Origin of the sequence: Sulfitobacter dubius, from assembly GCF_027214245.1 — a bacterium.
Classification (GTDB): domain Bacteria; phylum Pseudomonadota; class Alphaproteobacteria; order Rhodobacterales; family Rhodobacteraceae; genus Sulfitobacter; species Sulfitobacter dubius_A.
Genome location: NZ_JAPWHM010000009.1, coordinates 1 through 18,951, shown reverse-complemented (window position 1 = coordinate 18,951; position 18,951 = coordinate 1). Strand labels below are relative to the sequence as shown.

Below are 18,951 nucleotides of genomic sequence, written 5' to 3'. Positions count from 1 at the left end.
CAGCTTGTCCCTTCGGGCACATCGTTCAGTCGGTTTGCACCTGTTCCGCTGCGACCTCCGCCTGACGATCGGCTGACAAAGAGGACATCATGCGTTGGTAAAGCGCCGTTCCCCGAGGCATGTCATCCCCGCGGTAACCCAGCATATCTGGCGAGCCGCCGATGAGTTCGCCGCCCAGCGAGAACACCCCATGAATGCCCACGAGTTTATCAGCAGGTTCGAGAGGCGCATCAGAACCATCAAACATCAAACGCCGGGGCATCGCGCCCATAGAAGACAGAAGGAGCACCGCATCACCGGATGGAGCAACAAGTCCCGCAGATTGGCCGAGGATCGACGCCGGCAACCTGGCCAATTCGGCGCCCGTCTCGCGCTCGAAGACAATCAGGTCAAAATTGCCGTTGGGCATCGCAAATACATGATCCCCATCATCCGTCGCGAGCCGGCCCCAATGCACGCCAAGCCCCGAAGGCTCATCTGGAAAGCGGTGTACCAACTTGGCGCCTTCGCGTGCGATGCTCCACAGCGCCACCGGGGGCGGGGTGCCCTGCGCAACATCGGCGGAGACAAAATGCATAACGCCGTCTCGGCCGCCATCAATGGGACTGAGAAGCGTGAACTCTCCAAATTCCATGCTAGCGACGCGTTGCCAGTCGGCCGTGTCCCACAGATGAGCAACGGTCGGCGATGCGCCGAGTGTCAAAAGCAATGATCCATCACGTGAAAAAGCGGCGCCACCCGAGTTTGGGAGTGTGCCCGGCGCATGGCCCGGCAAGCGCGCGATCTCCTCCCCCTTTGAGGCATCAAAAACCACAGCCACACCCGCCACCGGGGCCATCTGGACAAGAAAGCGGCCGTCAGGAGAAAAGGCAGGGGCCTGTACTCTCCAGGCACCGCTGGTCAGAGCCTCGATCGGTAGGAGTTCGGCCAGCTTCTTTGCGCTTCGCGGATCCCAAAGCGTCAGCCCGCTTTGAGACTGGTCGCCGTCCGGCGAGGGGAACAGCCCGACACTTGCAAGGCGCGTCCCCGTCCCGTCAAACTCGAACACAGACAGGACGGGCAAATCAAGACGAACAGAACGAGATACCGCCGCACGTAAAAGAGCATCATAGGCCTCATCGAACCGCGCAAGCGCATCTTCCCCCGGCGCTGCTGGCAATCCCTTTAACGCCGCAACAATGGCTTTAACACGGTCCCCCGCGCCGAGCGCTTTATGCGAAGCTGCGGCAAAATCTCGTGACTGATAGTCGGCCAAATCTTCCGCCAAAAGGGACGTCCCGGCAAGGAAGGCAAAGGCTGCAAAAAGAAGACGCATCGGATCTCTCCTCGTCCTGTGCACAATCAGGCGTGAAACTTTTGTTTCTGTCAACCTTGGCGATTGGATGGATGGCCCATGCCAGTGAAGATACCTTTGGTCTCGCACCGCGCCCCATTTGTCTAAGCATCCTCTCGGCGGCTCCCCCATAATTCGACAGGCTGGTCCTGCGCCTCCCCGGCGGCTCAAATCCAACATTGCTTTACTAAAAAATAACCCAGCCATGGCCCGCGCGTTTGCGGGCACATTCAACCCTGCGAAAAATACTCATTTATAAACATACGCTTAGATGAGCGCTTCCAAGGTTATCCACATCAATTCGAGCCCCAAAATTTGCGCCATGCAGATCCGGCGCGCATCTTCTTCACACCAAGGGCGCCTTACAGCGCTTTCACTGCAAACGCCAAATCGGCGAAACAAAAAAGAAGAACGACAATGAAGAAACTCAATATGCTCGCCACCGGCGAAAACCTCTCTGATATCAAAGCCGCAGCAAAAAAGCTGGCCGCCCAGGGCGTCACAACCAAGGCCGCAGCTCTTGCCGAAGCTGCCGCGAAAAATGGCGCGCCCACGTGGGCCGAGCTCAAATCCCGCGGCTGGTCGCTCGATGAGGAGGGCGATATCGGCGCGGCTGCCGCCTGCAAGATGCCGGGGGACAACTTCAAAATCCAGGTCTACTCTGCCCTCATTGATCTCGACGAATATATTGATCTCGATGAAACTTGGAGCGTGAACGTCAGTCTTTCGACGCGCTACACCCCCTACCTCTACGTCAGCTTCGTCTCCGCTTATGAAGGCTCCAACTTCGATCTGGACGAGGGCCAGAAGGAGGCCTTCGAAAAAGCCATTGAGACCGGGTCAAAGGCCGATGCCATCGTGGCCCAGGCCGCCCTGATCGAAGATGTGATGGGGTGGTTTGACAAAGATTGGGTTGAGATGACCGCTGCAGATGTGTGCAACCTGCGGCGCCTTGAGTTGGGCATCACAGATGAGGACCTCTTTTGGCGCCGCCCTGATATTGGCGGCTATGGCAACGGTGAGCAGTGTCTCAAGGTCTATGACGCCGGTGACGGCACAATGTTGGTGTGCATCGAAGATTCCAATCTTTTTGAAGAGGAAGAGGACCCTTACGGCTACATCACCTACAAACAGTACGATGACGTTGAGCACACGCCGGACAATTATGCGCGGATGGAAAAGGCCTTTCTGATCGCGGCGGACATCCAGGTCCCCTTTGCGGGCAGCCGCTCACATATGGATCAGCCCTGGTAAAACAGGGGCTCTCCACGTTTCTGCAGCGCCCTCTGCCCCCGCTCTTGCTTTTTTTTGGCAGAGCGGGGTGTGCCCCTGCCCCGATGCATCAGCACTGCGCGCACAGACCGTGACGTTATCCACATAAGACGCCCCCTCCGAACCTATCCCTCTCAAAACCAGCGCGTAGCTCCCCCTTAGACACCCCAATAAGGAGCCGGCGCAAATTGCCGAACATGCCTATGCCAGATCAGACCAAACCAAAGCGCCGCCGTTCAAAGGCTGAACGCCAGGAGAGCGCCGCAACCTCCCGCACCTATGATGCGAACAAACGCGCACAGGGCTTGGTGCGTACCAGTCACTGGGTGGCCAAAGAGGACATTGCTGCCGTCAAATCCTTCATTGCCACCCGCGCGCAGCTGCGGCGCGACCGCCTGGCGCAGACACAAGTTTTTGCGCAGCTTGAAGCATTGAAGCCCTTCAAAAAGACCACGCGCGGCTCAAAACACGATCCCCGCCAGACAAGTTTCGACTTCGGCTAAGAAAGCCTGGCACCTTCCCCAAGAACCAGTTTTGCCGCCCGCACCCATGTCATAATTTGCCCGCATTCCCGAAATAAGGGAACTGTATGAGCCAGACCGAAGCGATCAACAGCAGCAACTTGAACCGACGGGGGCGGCTCGGGCGAAGCCTGCGCATTGCTCTCTCAGGGGGGCTATTGGCGCTAACGATCTTTCTCGCCGGAAATCACTTGGCCGCTTTAGACCAAGCCTCTTACATCAGGTCTTCCCGCGCTCCCGCTGCAACGCCTATTGTAAGCACGGACCTAAGCCGCACGACCCAACTGGCCAACCTCTTTTGCACGGATAAGGGCGTGTCTAATCAACACGCACCCTAACCGACCTTACCTGCATGCGGGCCCTGCCCCGCCTGTGGCCAATCCCAGCACGGGGCATGACGCCGCCAGCTCAGCGCTGACATCACCCCTCAGATCAACGCCATCACCAAACTCGGTGAGTTCAGGTCAGTTGAGGCGTAAGTCGACAGCAACCCACCCTAATTGCCAGGGTTGGCGTAGACTTAGGACAACTTAATGGTTCAGACGGCGGCTCCCCGCGTCAAAGACTATGGCAGGTGGACACAGTCATGATGTACAGCACCACCAGTTTACAGGCAGGTTTAGAGACGATCACGAACTGACCCATCAGAAAGGACGACTCTGTCCATCGGAATATCCCACGGCATGGGGAAAATTGTCGGAATGAGACAATTGGAAAATCCCACGCCGACAACCTTTGGCAAAGGATCGAACTGCGCCAAGGTCCGGTCGTAATATCCACCGCCATTGCCGAGCCGAAAACAGGCGTCGTCTACACCCAATAAGGGCGAGATCACGATGTCCGGCACCGCTTCTGCGCCGTGCCTGGGTACCGGAATGTTCCAAACGCCGCGCGCCATCGCACAACCTGGCTGCCAAGCGCGAAAGCTCAATGGCGCGTTTTTTTCCGCGACAGCCGGGAGCAAAATAGTTGCGCCCGCAGCATGCGTCTTGGCCATCCAGTCGCGCAGGTCCGGTTCGCCCCGAATGGGCCAGTAGACAGCGATCCTCATACCCTGCTGCGGAGCAACGAGGGTCTCGAGCTTTGCCGCCAAACTTCGAGTCTCCTCAGCACGCTGCTGAACAGATAAGTGCCGCCGGGCCTCTAGCAGACGGGCACGCTCCGCCGCCCGAAACCGGGCCACATCCCGCATCCTTATTGGATCGACAGGGGTCCCGTCGATCAGCAGATGCGCCATGCACGGAGCCGATCCGCCTGGGTCACCATCCTCCATGATCAGTCCTTCCCAGACCCGCCATCATCAATGTCTGATAGAAGATCGGGTTTTAGGCGCCGCCGCGCAAGAGCGTCGGTCAAGTCGGTTCGCGTGACAATACCTACGACACGGCCCGGGGGATAAAACCGGCACGGCATCAAAGGCCTCACCCGCGCCACCGCGCGCAATAGCCACCAGCAATCAATATTTCCCCAATGTCACGACCATCGGGTAACCGGCAAACTCCGACTTCGCGATCATAGCTACGCCGTCCTTCCAAGCTGCATCGAAGCTGAACGCCTTTAACGATCCTGGTGATTTTCTGCGTTGCGCGATCGCCAGATGCACTGCCGCGTTCAGCACAGTCGAGATTGGCAATCCGGATCGGGATAAGACCAACAACAATGGTATCGCCGTCCCGAACGCGGGTCACGGAGTCAATAAGCTGGGTGCCAGGCGATGCAGCCGAAGTTTCTCGTGTTCCATGACGCCCCTTCCATGCGTTACCGCCGGACCATGCACTTCCCCCTCTTAGTATGCGCGGTTTGCTGGCATCTTGCCGAACGGCGATCTGATGCTCAGGTCGCAGCGCGATCGCCGATAGCAAGACTGCGCAGCCAATTATCGGCAGAAAAAATGACCAACCGATTTTGCGGCGGCGGAACTTCGTGACCTTCAACATGCTGTCCAGTTTGCCGGGCAAATCGGGCAGGAATTTGGCCGAAGAGGCTCAGGAAAGTTCGGTTTGAAAGCGCTCGGCACCCCTGCGATGCAACTCCCCCTTCCTGAAGGCCGCCGCTTCCAAGTCATAGCACTCCTGGGCTGCCCGTCGGTGGCGCAGGGCGTAGTATCTGTTTGCGGCTATTCTGCGCAAGGCGCCGCCGGCGGCTGGGAACCTGACAGGTTGTTTCATTGGCATGCCGAGCAGACCAATGAAGGGCTCCGAAAACTTGACTGATTTTGAATTTTGCAGGACCCTAAAATTGTATCGCTCACTTTGAAGCGGCGGTCCTTTTAAGGGAGTTCTGACGTGAAAAGTCTCATTCTCGGATGCGTTGCCGTGATGGCGTTTTCAAGTTCTGCTGCTGCACAGGACCTCATGGCAGTTTATGACGCTCGGCTTGATCCGCATGATCTTGTCAACTCAAGCGGCCAGCCATTGGGCAGTGTGTGCGCTGCGGTTCAACAGGACCGGGCTAATTACCACAGGTTCAGAAAGCGCGGGCAGGTCGACGAGACTGACCCGATCTTTGCTGACAAAACAATGCGAGCGCGGATCGCTGGGAGTTGCGCCATCATGCCGGGACATGAACATCTGCGAAAAGCCGTCTTCAGCGGCATTGGGTACGGTATTGTTGTGCGCGTACAGGTGGTCAACGATGCCGGGACGTTGAAGGTCCTTGTCAGTGAGCGCGCCGGGTAGCTGTTCCAGTGCGAAAACTTTGATGCACATCGATTGGTTCGGGACCGGGCTGCAAACGCTAAATCTCATGGCTGTGAACGGCAGCAAGCCTGCGGGGCCCAAGAGCCGCCTGAGACCTTTAAGCGCTTGACTGTTCGGCGCACATTCGACACCTTTACTTTATGAGCGCGACAGACCCCATCATTTTGAGCTTCCGAATATCGAGCTGATTCAGTTCGTAACGTTCGGGAGTGGCATGGTGCGCAATGGGCCTTATACCCCCTTTAGATGCCAGATTAGCGTCAGCGCGGCGGTTCGAGTCCGCCCGCTCCTACCATTCACCTTGCGTCAGATGACGCACCCAATTCCTCATACTCTACAGTCTTAGTCTACGTCACACTCTTCCGGCGCAGCCGGGGTGAGCGTGGCCTGCTATGACCTGCTCCCCGCGAAGGTTGGTGGCACGCCTATTTGGGTGCCCCCGGGGAATGGCACGGGCTACTTATTGCCGACATTGATTACATGATATCACATAGGCCAGTCGATCCTTCCCAACGACATTACGAGCACGCACTGCGATGATCCCAAAAAGCTCAGCCTCCCGAGCACACCTTTTGCTGCGCGCCCCGACCTGGCAAAATAGAGCCATCGCCCGGACACCAGTAAACTTCCAAACGGGCTTACAAAGCACTCTTTGGCCATGAGCCCCTGACGCCCACTCCCCTACGTAAGTTTGGTTTCCCGCGAAAAACTGTTTCCAAAGAGCCGCGCTCTAAACGCCCTCGTGGGTCTTGGCTCAGCAAAACCACTCCAAACATCGAACATTCTTGGATTTACACGCGCCGCAGGCCTGTCGCGCATCATTCATGTGGATAACCTATGGGCCAAGCATATCCTAGGACAGTTGCGGCGCCTAATTTTGTCATGACATTAGAAAAGGACTTCGTCATGACACTCAACAACTGCACTTCCGAACTGACAGTTAAGGCATATCTTTTCAAACTGGCCCATGAACTGGCCTATTCTGAGGCAGAGATCAGGGCCGGCCTTGAGTACGCGGACCGTGCCACACGCCGCAGCCACCCTCTTGGGAAATGGGATAAGGCAGGCCGCTTCTATGCTCTGGAACGCACCCTCAGCGTTACCACCTGCCGCTCTCCCAGCCAGGCTTGGCCCTATTCTCAGATGGTGGCCGCACGGACCGCAGCTCATTGTGCCGAAGTCTATAAAGCCGACAACGCAACCCATGTCGGTCGCATCGGCCGCGCGTACAACAAACTTCTTGCAGGGGAAGATAAAGAGGCCGTGCTGCGCCTTCTGAAAAAAGGTATCCGCAAGCGCGAAGCTGAACTGGCGCGCGCGCTGCGCAAGTAGCGTGCCCAGTGGCGCGGCCAAATCGGAGCTGCTTCAAGGTCTCTTTGCAAGCCAAGCGACAGCACCTTACGGTCCCGTCCCCGAGCCCGAGACCGTAGAGGGCGCTCGATACCCTCAGCGCAGGTACTGCCCCGAGAAGACAGATAGCTTTACAAAGACCGGAAAGCTCCGCCAGGCACACCGCCCGGCAATCTGCATCGGGCAGCTGACTCACATATTGATTACATGATATCATATAGGAGGGAGGCGTCAGTTCTGCCTTCTCCCTCCTCGACGCCGGCCACCCTGCCCTATCGGCCCAGGCGTTAAAAACATAGAAAGCCCGAGGCTAATTATGGCGCTCCCCATACTTTACGCTAAATTATGGGTTTCCCAATAATTAGGGGAAATTGAGAGCGGAAGAGACCTTCGCCAGCTACGTACCGGCAAGAAAAACGTCGCAGTTTGATCACCACCACCACCACGCTCCAGTGATTTTAGTCTCGGCCTATTTCATTCCAAAGCAGCCTCTTAAGGCCATGAGGTGCATTCTGACCTCTTTGTCGATGTAGCCGATTTCGTCCCGTCCGCCAAAGCGCTGCGACCGCCGCCCAAACGCCCCGCCTCTCATCTGACGATGACAGATGCTCAAGTCCCACATCCCAGAACACCCACCACGTCCTGATGATGATGATCTCTTCACCATTCTCTATCACTCCCTGCAGACTGCGAGACCAAATTCCGTATCGCCGAGACGCTCTTTTGCCGGCCCCGCTCTGACGTCACCTCTCAGGTCAGTGCTGACATCAGCGCTCATGTCAGCTGAACCCGGAAAGCGGGGCGTTATTGATCCCGCCTGCCTGCAGCCCATTCCTCCACTATGCGTCGGATCAGCTCTGGCCGGCTGGGCAGATCCTCCTCCACCCGGCGCGCTTCGTCGAGGGCCTCTATCAGCGCTGTTGGCATCCGAACCATCACCGGCTGGGTATCTGTTTTAGGGCGACCACGTGATTTCATAATATTACTTATTGACAGATTGATTTCTTAGTATCATATATAAACACATGGACGGCGGAGGCGCAACTCCACCGCCCATGCTCACCATTCTGACTACGAGGATCTCATCATGGCTGCTAAAACCTCTACCACCCCTACCCGCGCGGCTGAACCGCTCAATCGCTTGATCCGGCTCGATCGGCTGGAATTCCGCAAGCTCTTGGACCTCTATTTTGGAGCCCTGCGGGCGGATTGGATGTATCACGAAACCCGGCAAAAGCTCGGCACCAAGGCAGCGACGGATCAAGGGCATGCCGCGGCTTCGGCTTGGAGCGCCTGCACAATGTCGCTTCTCCTCCTGCAGGACATGCGCACCGTCGACCCCGATCTCCGCGCGGCCGTCGACGTTCTGCTCAAGACCTGCCCCGATCAGATGCCAAGCAGCGGTGACCTCATGCGCTGCGGGACTGAAATGCTCGCCCTCGCAGACAAACACAAACACAGCGGTTCAGACCTGCTACCGCTTCTCGATGAGGCCTTTTGCTTGCTTGAAGCCCATCACGGCAATCAAGCGCTGATGTCAGCGCAGCAGGCTGCCGGTTCCGGGGCGGCTTAATCCGAGCGCCTTAATTGTGGGGCTCACGCGGCCCCCACCCCCAACTTTACGCATCTTCGCACACCGGGCGCTGCGCTCTGTGCCATTGGTCATGTCTTTTTCTTCGGAGTCCTTTATGCCGCTTAGCAAATTCACCTATCCCTTTCCCATCGATGGTTCGTTCCAGCACATCTTCAAAGGTCCCCGCCCCACGCATTGGCAGGAGGCTGCCGCGCAAAAAGGCTTTGAGCTCATCGGCCGCGCTAAAGATCGATTGCACGTCGTGCTCGGCTGCAAGGTTTGCGGAGCTCCAACCCTAAAACGCGTCAGTGTTGTCCTCGGCCACAATCCAGAATGCCCGCATTGCATCCAAGCGCGGCGATCGGCGGCGGCCCGGGCCATCGGAGCCGAGCTAGTCGGGGCGGACCCCAAAGGTAATCGCCATTATGGCTTCTTCCGGTTTGGCTGCGGCCATACTGATCGGCGCCAATATCACCGCGTCGAAGCAGCGGCAGCGGGCGGGCATCAGGCAAGCTGTTCTGCCTGCATTGAAGACCGGTACGCAAAAGAAGCGCAGTGCCAAGATTGGGAATTGGTCGGTCCCGCCCGGCGCAAGGGGCTGAACTATCGAAACTACCAACACACTTGCGGTCATCGCCAGGAGGTGGCCGTCGTCAACATGCGCCACGGCGATCTGGATTGCGCAGGATGCGGTGAAACCTGGGCGTCGAAGCCCAGCGAAATCTACATCCTCGCGTTCACGGTCCCTAACCTCTCGGTGATCAAGCTCGGCTACAGCAGCAACTCCACGTTCCGCATGCGACAAGTCCAACGTGATCCGGATCAGACGCGCGGCTCTCTCCTGCGCAAGATCGACGTTGAGACTGGGCACCGTGCGATCTGCGTCGAAAAGGCCCTTCACAGCCATATTCGCCGCAACCGCCCCGATCTCATCGTGCCGCCGGAGCTCTTCCGCGACCACATCCGCACCACGAGCGAGGTCTACCATCGCCACGGCAAGCCATACATTGAAGCGCTCCTGGATGCTGTCGAGGGTGGTTGGGACCCGCGCGTTCAGAGCGCTGCCGCCTGAGTGGTTCAAGAGACCGCTGACCGGCAGCCTTTACGAGCCCCAATATTCCCAGATTTTTGAACACGCAAAGGCCTTGAACGGAGGACCCCAGCTGGGGTCCTCCGTGAAAAGAGGTGGAAGGTAATACAATGACACCCCTAACCTGACCCCAACAAAAGTCGCCGTTCAAGTAGTGCCCACACCTAACAGTTTGCGGTGCTAAAACCGTCTCGCACGCGCATTTGTCCAAGTGCCCCGTCTCGATGTCCCTTCAGGCCTAAACGTCCGTAGCACCGTTAATGGCAACCAAGTACTTCATAGTCCCAACCGTCCGTGCGCTTCTCGGAAGCTTCCCAACGTGTAGCGGAGCCGCTACGCGCAGGGGACCGCAAGGCGCGTGCAAGATTGCGCGCTGACATCGCCTCGCGACGGAAAGTGCCATCCCAAATCTCATCGTCAACCCACGCATCGCCGACCTTGCGGCGTGCAAAGCGCATAATCGTGCCGGGAAAACGTTCGATCGTGCCGTCGCTGTTTTCGATAAGGGTATCAATCCCGTAATCGTGATAGCGCGCATAATAATGCCGCTTAGGTTTGGTCTGCTCTTCGCTCGTTTGTGCCTCTCGATTGCGCCAAGCGTTCACTCGGCAGGTTCATTGTCACCTTAGACTATGGCGCGGTCTACAAATTACAAAACCCAACCTCAGGTTATCCACATAAAGTGCAAAGCAACCTTCGCTCCGCTTCTCAGACCGTAAAGGAAATCTCTCTCCAAGCAGCAAGCGCAGCACACATCACGGCCACGAGGGCCCTCTGAACATGGCGACCTGAAGGAGAAATAATTTTGGCCGCAAACGGGGCGTAAACTTCACGCCGTGGCGCTCGGCCGCCGCCACGCGGTTAAAATATATGGCGGGTGAGCCACTAGGTTGAGGACGCTCGGATCCACATCTTTTGGCTGCAGAAGACAACTTAGCATAAGATAAATCGAGGAGTGATGCTCGCCGTTGCTCTGCCGTTTTTTAGAGGCACAGCCTGCGCTCAGCCTTCCCAACGCCAATAATTGTTGGCACAGTGTTGCGTGAGGGCGGGTTGAGTGCTCCCACCTTCTGCGGTCGATGTCACGAAGGTGGGAATGATCATGGAGGCCTCGAACTGCCGCCCCGCCTATCGACACCTATTGGTAAATTCGGGAGGATGGTATGAGGGCCTTAATATCCGCTATGTGCCTTGTCGTCTTTCTGATGACCACCCATGCTGCTAAATCGTCAGAAAGGGAAATGGCCGAAATTTGCGACGCCATTCACTATATTGGAGATAAGTCACTTGAGGCGGCCGCAAGTGGGTTTTCCCGCGATGATATGATCATCGCAGTGCGAATGAATACCGAAGGTGGTGACCCTGAAATTCTCGCAATCCTTCACCCGGCCTTTGATCGCATCATTGAATATGCATTTTTCAACAACAGGTTTGGTCTCTCAGATGCAGCGCAGAGAGAATGCCAGATCGTTGAACAGCTTCTGCTTGAGCTGGTCGAGAAAGAGCCAGAATAGGCGAAGTTATCTAAGAAAAACAACTCAAAGCAACTTTGCTCTTAAAGCTGGCTCCGCACGCTCTCGCCAACTGGAGCCGAACCTATCTCGGAGTACGCAATGCGCATTCTGGAGGGTGATCCCCCTCCCCTGCCGCGGATCCCCAAGCCGAGACAGCGATCCCAGCCGCCAAGGTCTGGGCCTCCGAAGAACATGATATGAAGCATCGGCGAACTTATCGGAATCTCAATAATTAAGGGCATTTACTGTGGAAGGGTTGAAATGAACGATGGGAATGCGCGCATCCAGTGTCACCCACATCGAGATGCAGTGTTGGGCGTGCGGCCACACTGTAATGTGCAAACCCGATGACGTGCCGGCTGGGAACCCGCGGCACCAGTTTGAGCGTCGAGCCATTTGCCGGTGCGGCACAGGATGGCCCCACCTGCTATAGTTTCCTAGGGAGGGACCCATGACAATAGGATGTCGCTAAGTCGGTATATTGGACAAATCCGGCCTACTATGTCGGTTTTTTGGACATTTGCCGGAACTGAGCTTCTAATTGCAGGCCATTACCGTGGCGGGCGAGAGCCAGAGCATGGCTTTGCATTTTTATAGATATTCGCGCCCGCGTCACCATTTCTACCATCCCCGGGGGACATCTGTTACCATCCAACCATGTTTACAGATGATGTGCTTAAGGTGATTGAATCGCGGTTCGTGTCGGCCCAGCTGGCCTATGCATGGTATCAATCAGAGCCCTTACCAGGGCTAGGCGGCCGCACTGCAATGCAGCTTGTCCAAGACGACAGGGCACGGGAGGTTTTAGAGTATCTCGATGCGGTGGATGCAGGTGTCTACGCGTGATGACTGCTCAAGCTCTGATCGCGATCTGTGGCATATTGGGTAGCATCGCCGCGCTCTATCTTGCTAAGAGGGCGCACGATCGCTCCTTTAGGGCGACCGAGCCCGACGAGGAGCTGGTAAAACGCTTTGTCGAGAGCGCCCCTGTGTACCGCCTCAAAGACATCACGTCAGCAGAAAACTTTGAGGACATCGCAAGAAAGCATCAAACACTAGGGTCCCGCGACGCCCCATCCGCCTACGAGCGATTGCGGACGATGTATGTGTACCAAGCTCGACAAAAGGGGTGGTACGTGGGTGAAGGCAGCGTGGATTACAGGATCGCTAAACGCATGTTGGAAGATGGATGGATCGAAGCTGATGTTGCCAGCGCGATACGCAAGCGCAGCCCAAATATCGAAGATCGATACCGCGATCCTGATGAGTACGCAGAGCGAACGGCCAATAACGCGCGGGGCGAACTTAAGCGCAAAGACGAAAACTTCCGAAGATGGCTAGGAGGCTGATGAGGCTATGGGAGAGGCCACTTTTGGCTGCAGAGCCCGTCAGGTCAAACATAACAGCGTAGCCGGAATGCCGGGTGCCCCATGATCTAACGACCTAAATTACCAGAATCTCATAGGACATTGTCTGAATCTAGGCAGGCAGGTTACGCAGGATGAGCAAGTTTGTAAGCCGTCGACGATTTCGGACAAAATTTCGCTTTCACCTCACCCGGATTACCACCCGTTTCCGGCTGGAATCCTGACAGCCTTGCCATCGTATGCTTGGCGTTCCGGCACTCACGATCGGCAACCCATATCGGCAAATTTCTTCACTTTCTTCGCCTTAACATTTAGATTGAAAGGGAATTCACGAAGGAAAGATCGGCAAACATGTTGGAAACAACTGGCAGAATCGAACCGTGTTTCTTCGAGGAGTACATCCCCGCTGAGCTAGCTGACCTTTCAGTCGACCTCCAGAAAGAAGCTGCGCAACTGGGACAGGGGTTGCACCCGGACAGCGCGGCGGAACTTGCGGACCTCGTGCGCGTAATGAACTGCTACTACTCGAACTTGATCGAAGGTCACAACACACGCCCCCGAGACATTGAACGCGCGCTCGCCGGCGCCGAACTCGAAGAAGAGACCCGCCCGCTTGCCCTGGAAGCGCGCGCGCATGTCATTGTTCAGCGCGCAATCGACGAAATGCATCGCGCTGGCACCCTGCCCCGGCCCACGTCCGTTGAATTCCTTGAATGGGTACACAAAGTTTTCTACGATGAAATGCCTGAGGAGTTTCGGGTGATCGAACATCCCGATGGAACACGCGAACCGATCATTCCCGGGCACATGCGCCAACAGGGCGACAAGGAGGTAGCCGTCGGGCGCCACATGCCCCCTTCCTCATCACGCGTAGCAGCTTTCATGGATCACTTCGATAAGCGTTTTCAGATCGCTGCACGGTCGTCGAGCGGTCGGATCATCGCGATCGCGTCGGCACATCACCGGTTGAATTATATCCATCCGTTCCCGGATGGAAACGGACGCGTCAGCCGTTTGATGTCGCATGCCATGGCTCTCACGGCCGGAATTGGAGGCCAAGGCCTGTGGTCGGTTTCCCGTGGGCTTGCGCGCGGACTGGCGGATCGCGGTGAATATAAGCGTATGATGGATCTCGCGGACAGCCCACGACGTGGAGACCGCGACGGGCGCGGCAACCTTTCCGAAGCCGCTTTGAAAACGTTCTGCGCGTGGTTCCTAAAGGTATCTTTCGATCAAATCACGTTCTCCACAAAGCTGTTTGACCTCTCCGGGCTGGAAAAGCGCTACCGGCGTCTCGTGGAGGATACCATTGATGACAAGCGCGCACCTGATCTGATCGCGGCGGTGCTTCGACATGGGGCGCTTGAACGGGGCGACGCGCAGATTGCCCTCAAGACGTCTGAGCGCACCGCGCGGAACACTCTTAGCAAACTTACGGCTGCGGGATACCTCGCCTCCGCTTCTCCGAAGACCCCGGTGAGATTGGCGTTTCCATTGGACTATCGAGAACGGCTATTCCCCAATCTGTTTGCCGACGGAGACCTGCAGACACCCCCTGTCTAATCGCAAAAGACGCGCGTACCCCCGCGCGTCGGCCATATTAGTAAGCGCGTATTCACCCAAACTGACCTTTGGCTTTTTCGGCCGCCCGATTTACTGGAAACTCTAAGCTGTTCCCGCCCCGTCCTATACCCACCCGTTAAAATAAGACGCAATCGCGCGCTTACGGGATCAAAACCGGCGTAGATGATTGTCAAAACACGTGGTACGCAAAGTTATCTAAGAAAAAATACTTTGTAGTAACTTTGCGCTTAAAGCTGTTACGACTGAAATTACTCAACCCTGAAGTGAATAGACACCGCTGTCGAGGTTTCAGAACCCCGTCGCGGTCGCGGCGCCGCAATGCAATGGCATCCATCCCAATCTTCTCTAAATCCCAAGAAACGCCCATTAAGACCTTCACGATTGCTCCACACAGGGTTCTTGAACCCACCGTGCTTTCTCTAGATTACGCAACACCAATAGAAATATTGTGATATAAAACAAAAGGTTGCCGCGATTCATCCCGGCAACTCTTTCGTCAAGGTCCTATAAGTGAGAATGTGCCGGGCGAAACCGCCGGGGCCAAGTTCTCAATAGTCAGTGACCCAGGGTCGCCGCATCGACGCGCCGGGGGTCTGATGCCCCAAACAGATAGCCGCTTTCTTTGTCCACGAGAATCGATTGGGTCGAGCCCATCACCGAGTTTTCGCTGACCTTGTGACCGCGTTGCTCAAGCAAGCCCACCGTGTCGAGACTGATCCCGTCTTCAATCCGGATTTCATCGGGAAGCCACTGGTGGTGGATACGCGGCGCGAAGGAGGCTTCTGCGATGTTCATCCCATGGTCGATGACATTCATGATAACCTGCAACGTGGTGGTGATGATGCGCGAGCCGCCGGGTGAGCCGGTGACCATGAAGACCTCACCGTCCTTCATCACGATCGTTGGCGACATGGAAGAAAGTGGCCGTTTACCACCTTCCACTGCATTGGCATCTCCACCGATCAATCCATAGGCATTGGGCACACCAGGCTTGGCCGCGAAGTCATCCATCTCATTGTTCATCAGAATACCGGTGCCGTCAGCAACCATCCCGGACCCATAGGAGAAGTTGATCGTATAGGTATTGGACACCGCGTTGCCGTCCTTGTCCACGATCGAAAAATGCGTGGTCTGGTCGGACTCGTATGGCGCGAGCTCTCCCGGCCTGATGCTGCTCGACGGGGTCGTCGCATTCAGGCTGATGTTCCCGCGAATATCCTCGGCATAGGCTTTGGAGGTGATCTCACTTAAGGGCACATCTACGAAATCACTGTCGCCAAGGTATTCCGAACGATCCGCATAGGCCCGTTTCATCGCTTCGACCATAAGGTGGATCGTGTCGGCCGTGTTATGACCAAGGAAAGAGATCGGATAGTCTTCGAGAACGTTGAGAATTTGGATGATATGCGCCCCGCCAGAACTGGGTGGTGGCATGGAGACAATCTCGTACCCGCGGTAGGTGCCGCGCACCGGGTCACGCAGAACCGGCTTGTAATTCGCCATGTCCTCCACTGTGATGCGCCCGCCTGCCGCCTGCACAGCTTCGGCGATTTTAGTTGCGGTCTCACCTTTGTAAAAACCATCCGGCCCCTCATCAGCGATCTTCTGTAGAGTATTGGCAAGGTCGGTCTGCACAAGAGACTCGCCCGGCTCGTAGTAACCGCCACCTTCTTTATAAAAGATGGTCTCAGAACTCGGCCATTTCTTCAGCCGGTCCTCAAGGCCTTTGAGGCTGTCAGCAAGGCCGGGCGTGACCGCGATGCCATCCCGCGCCAGCGCGATGGCCGGCTTAATCACCTCGGCAAGCGTCATGCTGCCGTAGTTTTCTAATGCCATCTGCATGCCCGCCACAGTGCCAGGCACGCCAACGGCCAATCCTGTGAACCGCGAAAGCTCGCTGTCGGCGTTGCCTTCGGCGTCGAGATACATGTCCCGTTCGGCGGATGAGGGTGCCATTTCACGATAGTCTATGGCCTTGGTCTCGCCGGTCTCCGCGTCATGAACGATCATGAAACCACCGCCGCCGATATTGCCCGCGCGTGGCAAGGTCACAGCCAACGCGAATGCCACAGCAACGCCTGCGTCCACCGCGTTGCCGCCAGCTTCGAGAATATCGAGCCCGATCTGGGCCGCCACGGCTTCTTGGGCCGACACCATACCGCTCTCGGCATAGACGGGATGCACACGGTCATTGCCAGAAAAAATCGCGGCTTCTTGGGCATGAAGCGCAGGGGCTGCCGACAGTGTCAGACATACCGCGCATGTGATAATCTGTCTCATCAAATTCCTCCCAGTTGCGTTTGCGTGGGTGGAGGTTGGCTGTTTCCTTTCAAGAGTGCAACGGGAAGGGCAGAGCTGACGCATTCCGCGCGGTAGGATACTAAGACTGCGCTTCCTGACATCCGCGACGAGGCTTTCCCGACAAAGAACGCTCAGTCGGAACCTTCAACTTCAAACCAGTTAGCTCTTGGAGAGCAGAACATCGTGATCGCTAGGCAAACAACTGCTGCGAGCCGGTTCCTCTTTTGAGAACCATTTGATGCGCTTGAAATCATCACTGCTCACCGTTGCAGAGGCTTCAATCTCGACGCAAACCAACTGGCTGGCTCCGTCGATCAGAACGTCAATGTTGCGCTGACCAACCTATCTCGGGCCGATGAGGTCAACAACATGCGCTCAAGAGACCCACCCTCAAGCTCTGGAATGAGGTGTCATGATAGATAGTCTGCTGGATCACGCATGGACCAGTGCTTCCCTTCCGAGCATTGCAGAACGCATCTCGTATGAGAGGTCAGGTTCCTTGCCCCTGGTTGCTTATTAGAGACCCCACCATTTGCTCATTAGTAGCCTCACCATTTGCGCCCTACGTGAACTTTTGGTGGATCAACTTGCCAAGCCAGCATCCTCTAGCTCGCCGCGGTCGGGCAAATCACGGAGGCTTTCCATCCCAAACGCCATCAAGAACTTCTGCGTCGTCACATAGGTGAAGGGTGCCCCAGCCCTCGGACTACGCGGACCCGTGGCGATCAACTCCTGCGCCCTCAACCTTCCAATCAGATCCCGGCTGATGTCTTTGCCAAAAATATCCTTCAACCCATCCCGCGTCAGTGGCTGGTGATAGGCAATTGATGCGAGTACTGCGACTTCGAATTCGTCCAAATCCAGATGCTGGTCGCCCACATCGGCCGCCGCGCGAATGGCATCAGCAAATCGCGTCCGCGTTCGCATCAACCAGCCGTCTGCTACGGCAACCAACTCATAGGGGCGATCGTTTAAATCGGTCTGAATATCCTCAATCAACAGATCAACCGAGGCCTCCTGCCCCACAACGCGCGCCAAGTCCCCGCGCGGCACTGGCGAAGCGCTTGCAAAAATCACCGCTTCAATCCGGCCCATCCATTCACGCCAGCGCAATTCCGGGGGCAGATCTTCTAATTCAGTGTTCAACACTGAGGTTTCCTTGGCCATGCTTATACCCCGTACAGTCGGAACGTCGATCTGCCAGTCAGTTCCCGCACGACGCCCAGTTCCACCAAACGGTCACACAGACGGCGCGCCGCGCGATCCGTCATCGGCATCAATGTGCCCTGGATTATCGGGCTTAACATGACTGACGGTGAAACCGCATCGTGGCTCAGGAACAAAGCTAACGCAGCGTCTGATCCTTTGGCCCGCAGTTTTGGCGCAACCGACCGCAACTTTGCAACGCGCAAGTCTAGGTCCGCCGCCAAACGGATGGCAGTGTCGCAAGCAGCAACAATCGCACGATGTACAAAAAGCCTAGGTTCACCCGCCCCAGCCGCAATCGCGCGGATATCCCTGCGCGCCATATGCGCCCCCAATAATGGCACAGGCCGTTCCCAACCGGACGCACGGGCCAGAGCAACATCCGCCAACATCAATGCTCCCGCTTCTTCTCGTGGGAATCGGGGCAGCAGCTCTGCTAAGATGTCGCTTGCTTGTCCCACCGGTGTTCCCGATAGAGTTCCAAGAATGGACACAGCCTGATGGGCCAGCGCTGTTGGTAGCGCATTCTCCACCCGCCCCTTCCATCCACTGACACCCAAGTTAATCCGCGCCAGCTTACGCCACCCCATAAACATCTCGCCCGCAGGTCCCAGCCGATCTCCTGCCCGCGCTAAACACACCGCATCGCGGATATCGGACCCGGATTCATTGCGACCCTCGAGCTTTAAGCAAGCCACACCAGCATCCAGAGCCATTCGATCCTGCAACAAGGCACAGGGCAGTGAGCCGTTTGGGTCGCGTAACACCGCATCTAGCGTAGCCAGCGCCGCGCCAGATAAAAAAGCAACAGTTTCAGGGGTTTCATCTCTTTGCAGAGTGATCCAACGGGGCAGGAGCTGTAGGCTCATGGTATCGCTTATAATAAGTTAAACGGACGGGTTCATCCGGACAGACTAAACCTACGCGGCGCTTACCTCCAGATAATAGCGCATGAACCGCCGCATCTTGCTGGTCCAATTTGTGTCCAATAATCTTGCATTATCGGACATAGTGGAATATGCTGCAGCACAGTCTTATTACTGGTGAGTTTTCGGGGGAAACATTGTCGGATGACCGGAATTCATGAGATTCAAGCACTTCTCTGAAGAACCGCCCGGGGTTCATGAGATTCTGTAGCGGT

Annotated in this window: 18 protein-coding genes; 9 read left to right on the top strand and 9 right to left on the bottom strand. The window is 56.5% G+C overall.

Features of this window, described 5'->3' with window-relative positions:
• Nucleotides 1–25 precede the first annotated feature (25 nt).
• Complete coding sequence (locus O4H31_RS17485) at nt 26–1,315, bottom strand: WD40 repeat domain-containing protein (RefSeq protein ID WP_269347879.1); 1,290 nt, start codon at nt 1,313–1,315, stop codon at nt 26–28.
• Between the two features lie 333 nt (nt 1,316–1,648).
• Between O4H31_RS17485 and O4H31_RS17480 the strand changes: the two genes are divergently transcribed.
• Together O4H31_RS17480 and O4H31_RS17475 are read left to right on the top strand one after the other, a co-directional pair.
• Entirely contained in the window at nt 1,649–2,587 is a 939-nt protein-coding gene (locus tag O4H31_RS17480; RefSeq protein WP_269347878.1) for a hypothetical protein, read from the top strand.
• Nucleotides 2,588–2,808: 221 nt separating this feature from the next.
• Nucleotides 2,809–3,108: a hypothetical protein gene (locus tag O4H31_RS17475; protein WP_269347877.1), complete on the top strand. Its 300-nt coding sequence runs from the start codon at nt 2,809–2,811 to the stop codon at nt 3,106–3,108.
• A 637-nt stretch (nt 3,109–3,745) separates the two neighbouring features.
• Here O4H31_RS17475 and O4H31_RS17470 read toward each other — a convergent pair.
• The 3 genes from O4H31_RS17470 to O4H31_RS17460 form a co-directional block, all read right to left on the bottom strand.
• A complete protein-coding gene (locus O4H31_RS17470; RefSeq protein WP_269347876.1) occupies nt 3,746–4,399 on the bottom strand; it encodes a 5-formyltetrahydrofolate cyclo-ligase in 654 nt (217 codons plus the stop codon).
• Between the two features lie 148 nt (nt 4,400–4,547).
• Nucleotides 4,548–5,063: a thermonuclease family protein gene (locus tag O4H31_RS17465; protein ID WP_269347875.1), complete on the bottom strand. Its 516-nt coding sequence runs from the start codon at nt 5,061–5,063 to the stop codon at nt 4,548–4,550.
• 462 nt (nt 5,064–5,525) lie between these two features.
• The gene (locus tag O4H31_RS17460; RefSeq protein ID WP_269347873.1) at nt 5,526–5,834 is read right to left on the bottom strand and encodes a hypothetical protein; all 309 of its coding nucleotides are present in this window, start codon (nt 5,832–5,834) and stop codon (nt 5,526–5,528) included.
• Nucleotides 5,835–6,731: 897 nt separating this feature from the next.
• Here O4H31_RS17460 and O4H31_RS17455 point away from each other — a divergent pair.
• On the top strand, nt 6,732–7,157 hold the full coding sequence (locus O4H31_RS17455) for a hypothetical protein (protein ID WP_269347871.1): 426 nt from the start codon (nt 6,732–6,734) through the stop codon (nt 7,155–7,157).
• An 822-nt stretch (nt 7,158–7,979) separates the two neighbouring features.
• On the opposite strand, the gene O4H31_RS17450 is transcribed toward O4H31_RS17455, so the two are convergent.
• A complete protein-coding gene (locus O4H31_RS17450) occupies nt 7,980–8,102 on the bottom strand; it encodes a ribbon-helix-helix protein, CopG family (RefSeq protein WP_269347932.1) in 123 nt (40 codons plus the stop codon).
• Nucleotides 8,103–8,262: 160 nt separating this feature from the next.
• Here O4H31_RS17450 and O4H31_RS17445 point away from each other — a divergent pair, with 160 nt between their 5' ends.
• Both O4H31_RS17445 and O4H31_RS17440 read left to right on the top strand, forming a co-directional pair.
• Nucleotides 8,263–8,748 (top strand): hypothetical protein, encoded by a 486-nt coding sequence (locus O4H31_RS17445; protein WP_269347869.1) that lies wholly within the window; start codon nt 8,263–8,265, stop codon nt 8,746–8,748.
• Between the two features lie 115 nt (nt 8,749–8,863).
• On the top strand, nt 8,864–9,820 hold the full coding sequence (locus O4H31_RS17440; RefSeq protein ID WP_269347867.1) for a hypothetical protein: 957 nt from the start codon (nt 8,864–8,866) through the stop codon (nt 9,818–9,820).
• A 275-nt stretch (nt 9,821–10,095) separates the two neighbouring features.
• Here the strand turns inward: O4H31_RS17440 and O4H31_RS17435 are convergent, their stop codons facing one another.
• On the bottom strand, nt 10,096–10,443 hold the full coding sequence (locus tag O4H31_RS17435) for a hypothetical protein (protein ID WP_269347865.1): 348 nt from the start codon (nt 10,441–10,443) through the stop codon (nt 10,096–10,098).
• A 600-nt stretch (nt 10,444–11,043) separates the two neighbouring features.
• Here O4H31_RS17435 and O4H31_RS17430 point away from each other — a divergent pair.
• From O4H31_RS17430 to O4H31_RS17415, 4 genes are all read left to right on the top strand, one after another.
• Complete coding sequence (locus tag O4H31_RS17430; protein WP_269347863.1) at nt 11,044–11,352, top strand: hypothetical protein; 309 nt, start codon at nt 11,044–11,046, stop codon at nt 11,350–11,352.
• Between the two features lie 657 nt (nt 11,353–12,009).
• A complete protein-coding gene (locus O4H31_RS17425) occupies nt 12,010–12,198 on the top strand; it encodes an MbcA/ParS/Xre antitoxin family protein (protein WP_269347861.1) in 189 nt (62 codons plus the stop codon).
• Nucleotides 12,198–12,701 (top strand): hypothetical protein, encoded by a 504-nt coding sequence (locus tag O4H31_RS17420; RefSeq protein WP_269347931.1) that lies wholly within the window; start codon nt 12,198–12,200, stop codon nt 12,699–12,701. Before O4H31_RS17425 ends, O4H31_RS17420 begins: the two co-directional genes overlap by 1 nt.
• A 369-nt stretch (nt 12,702–13,070) precedes the next feature.
• Nucleotides 13,071–14,282, top strand: a complete 1,212-nt coding sequence (locus tag O4H31_RS17415) for a Fic family protein (RefSeq protein ID WP_269347859.1) — start codon at nt 13,071–13,073, stop codon at nt 14,280–14,282.
• A 576-nt stretch (nt 14,283–14,858) separates the two neighbouring features.
• Here the strand turns inward: O4H31_RS17415 and ggt are convergent.
• The 3 genes from ggt to O4H31_RS17400 form a co-directional block, all read right to left on the bottom strand.
• Nucleotides 14,859–16,583: a gamma-glutamyltransferase gene (ggt, locus tag O4H31_RS17410; RefSeq protein WP_269347857.1), complete on the bottom strand. Its 1,725-nt coding sequence runs from the start codon at nt 16,581–16,583 to the stop codon at nt 14,859–14,861.
• Between the two features lie 603 nt (nt 16,584–17,186).
• Complete coding sequence (gene scpB, locus O4H31_RS17405; RefSeq protein ID WP_269347855.1) at nt 17,187–17,771, bottom strand: SMC-Scp complex subunit ScpB; 585 nt, start codon at nt 17,769–17,771, stop codon at nt 17,187–17,189.
• Between the two features lie 2 nt (nt 17,772–17,773).
• On the bottom strand, nt 17,774–18,679 hold the full coding sequence (locus O4H31_RS17400; RefSeq protein WP_269347852.1) for a DUF1403 family protein: 906 nt from the start codon (nt 18,677–18,679) through the stop codon (nt 17,774–17,776).
• Nucleotides 18,680–18,951 lie beyond the last annotated feature (272 nt).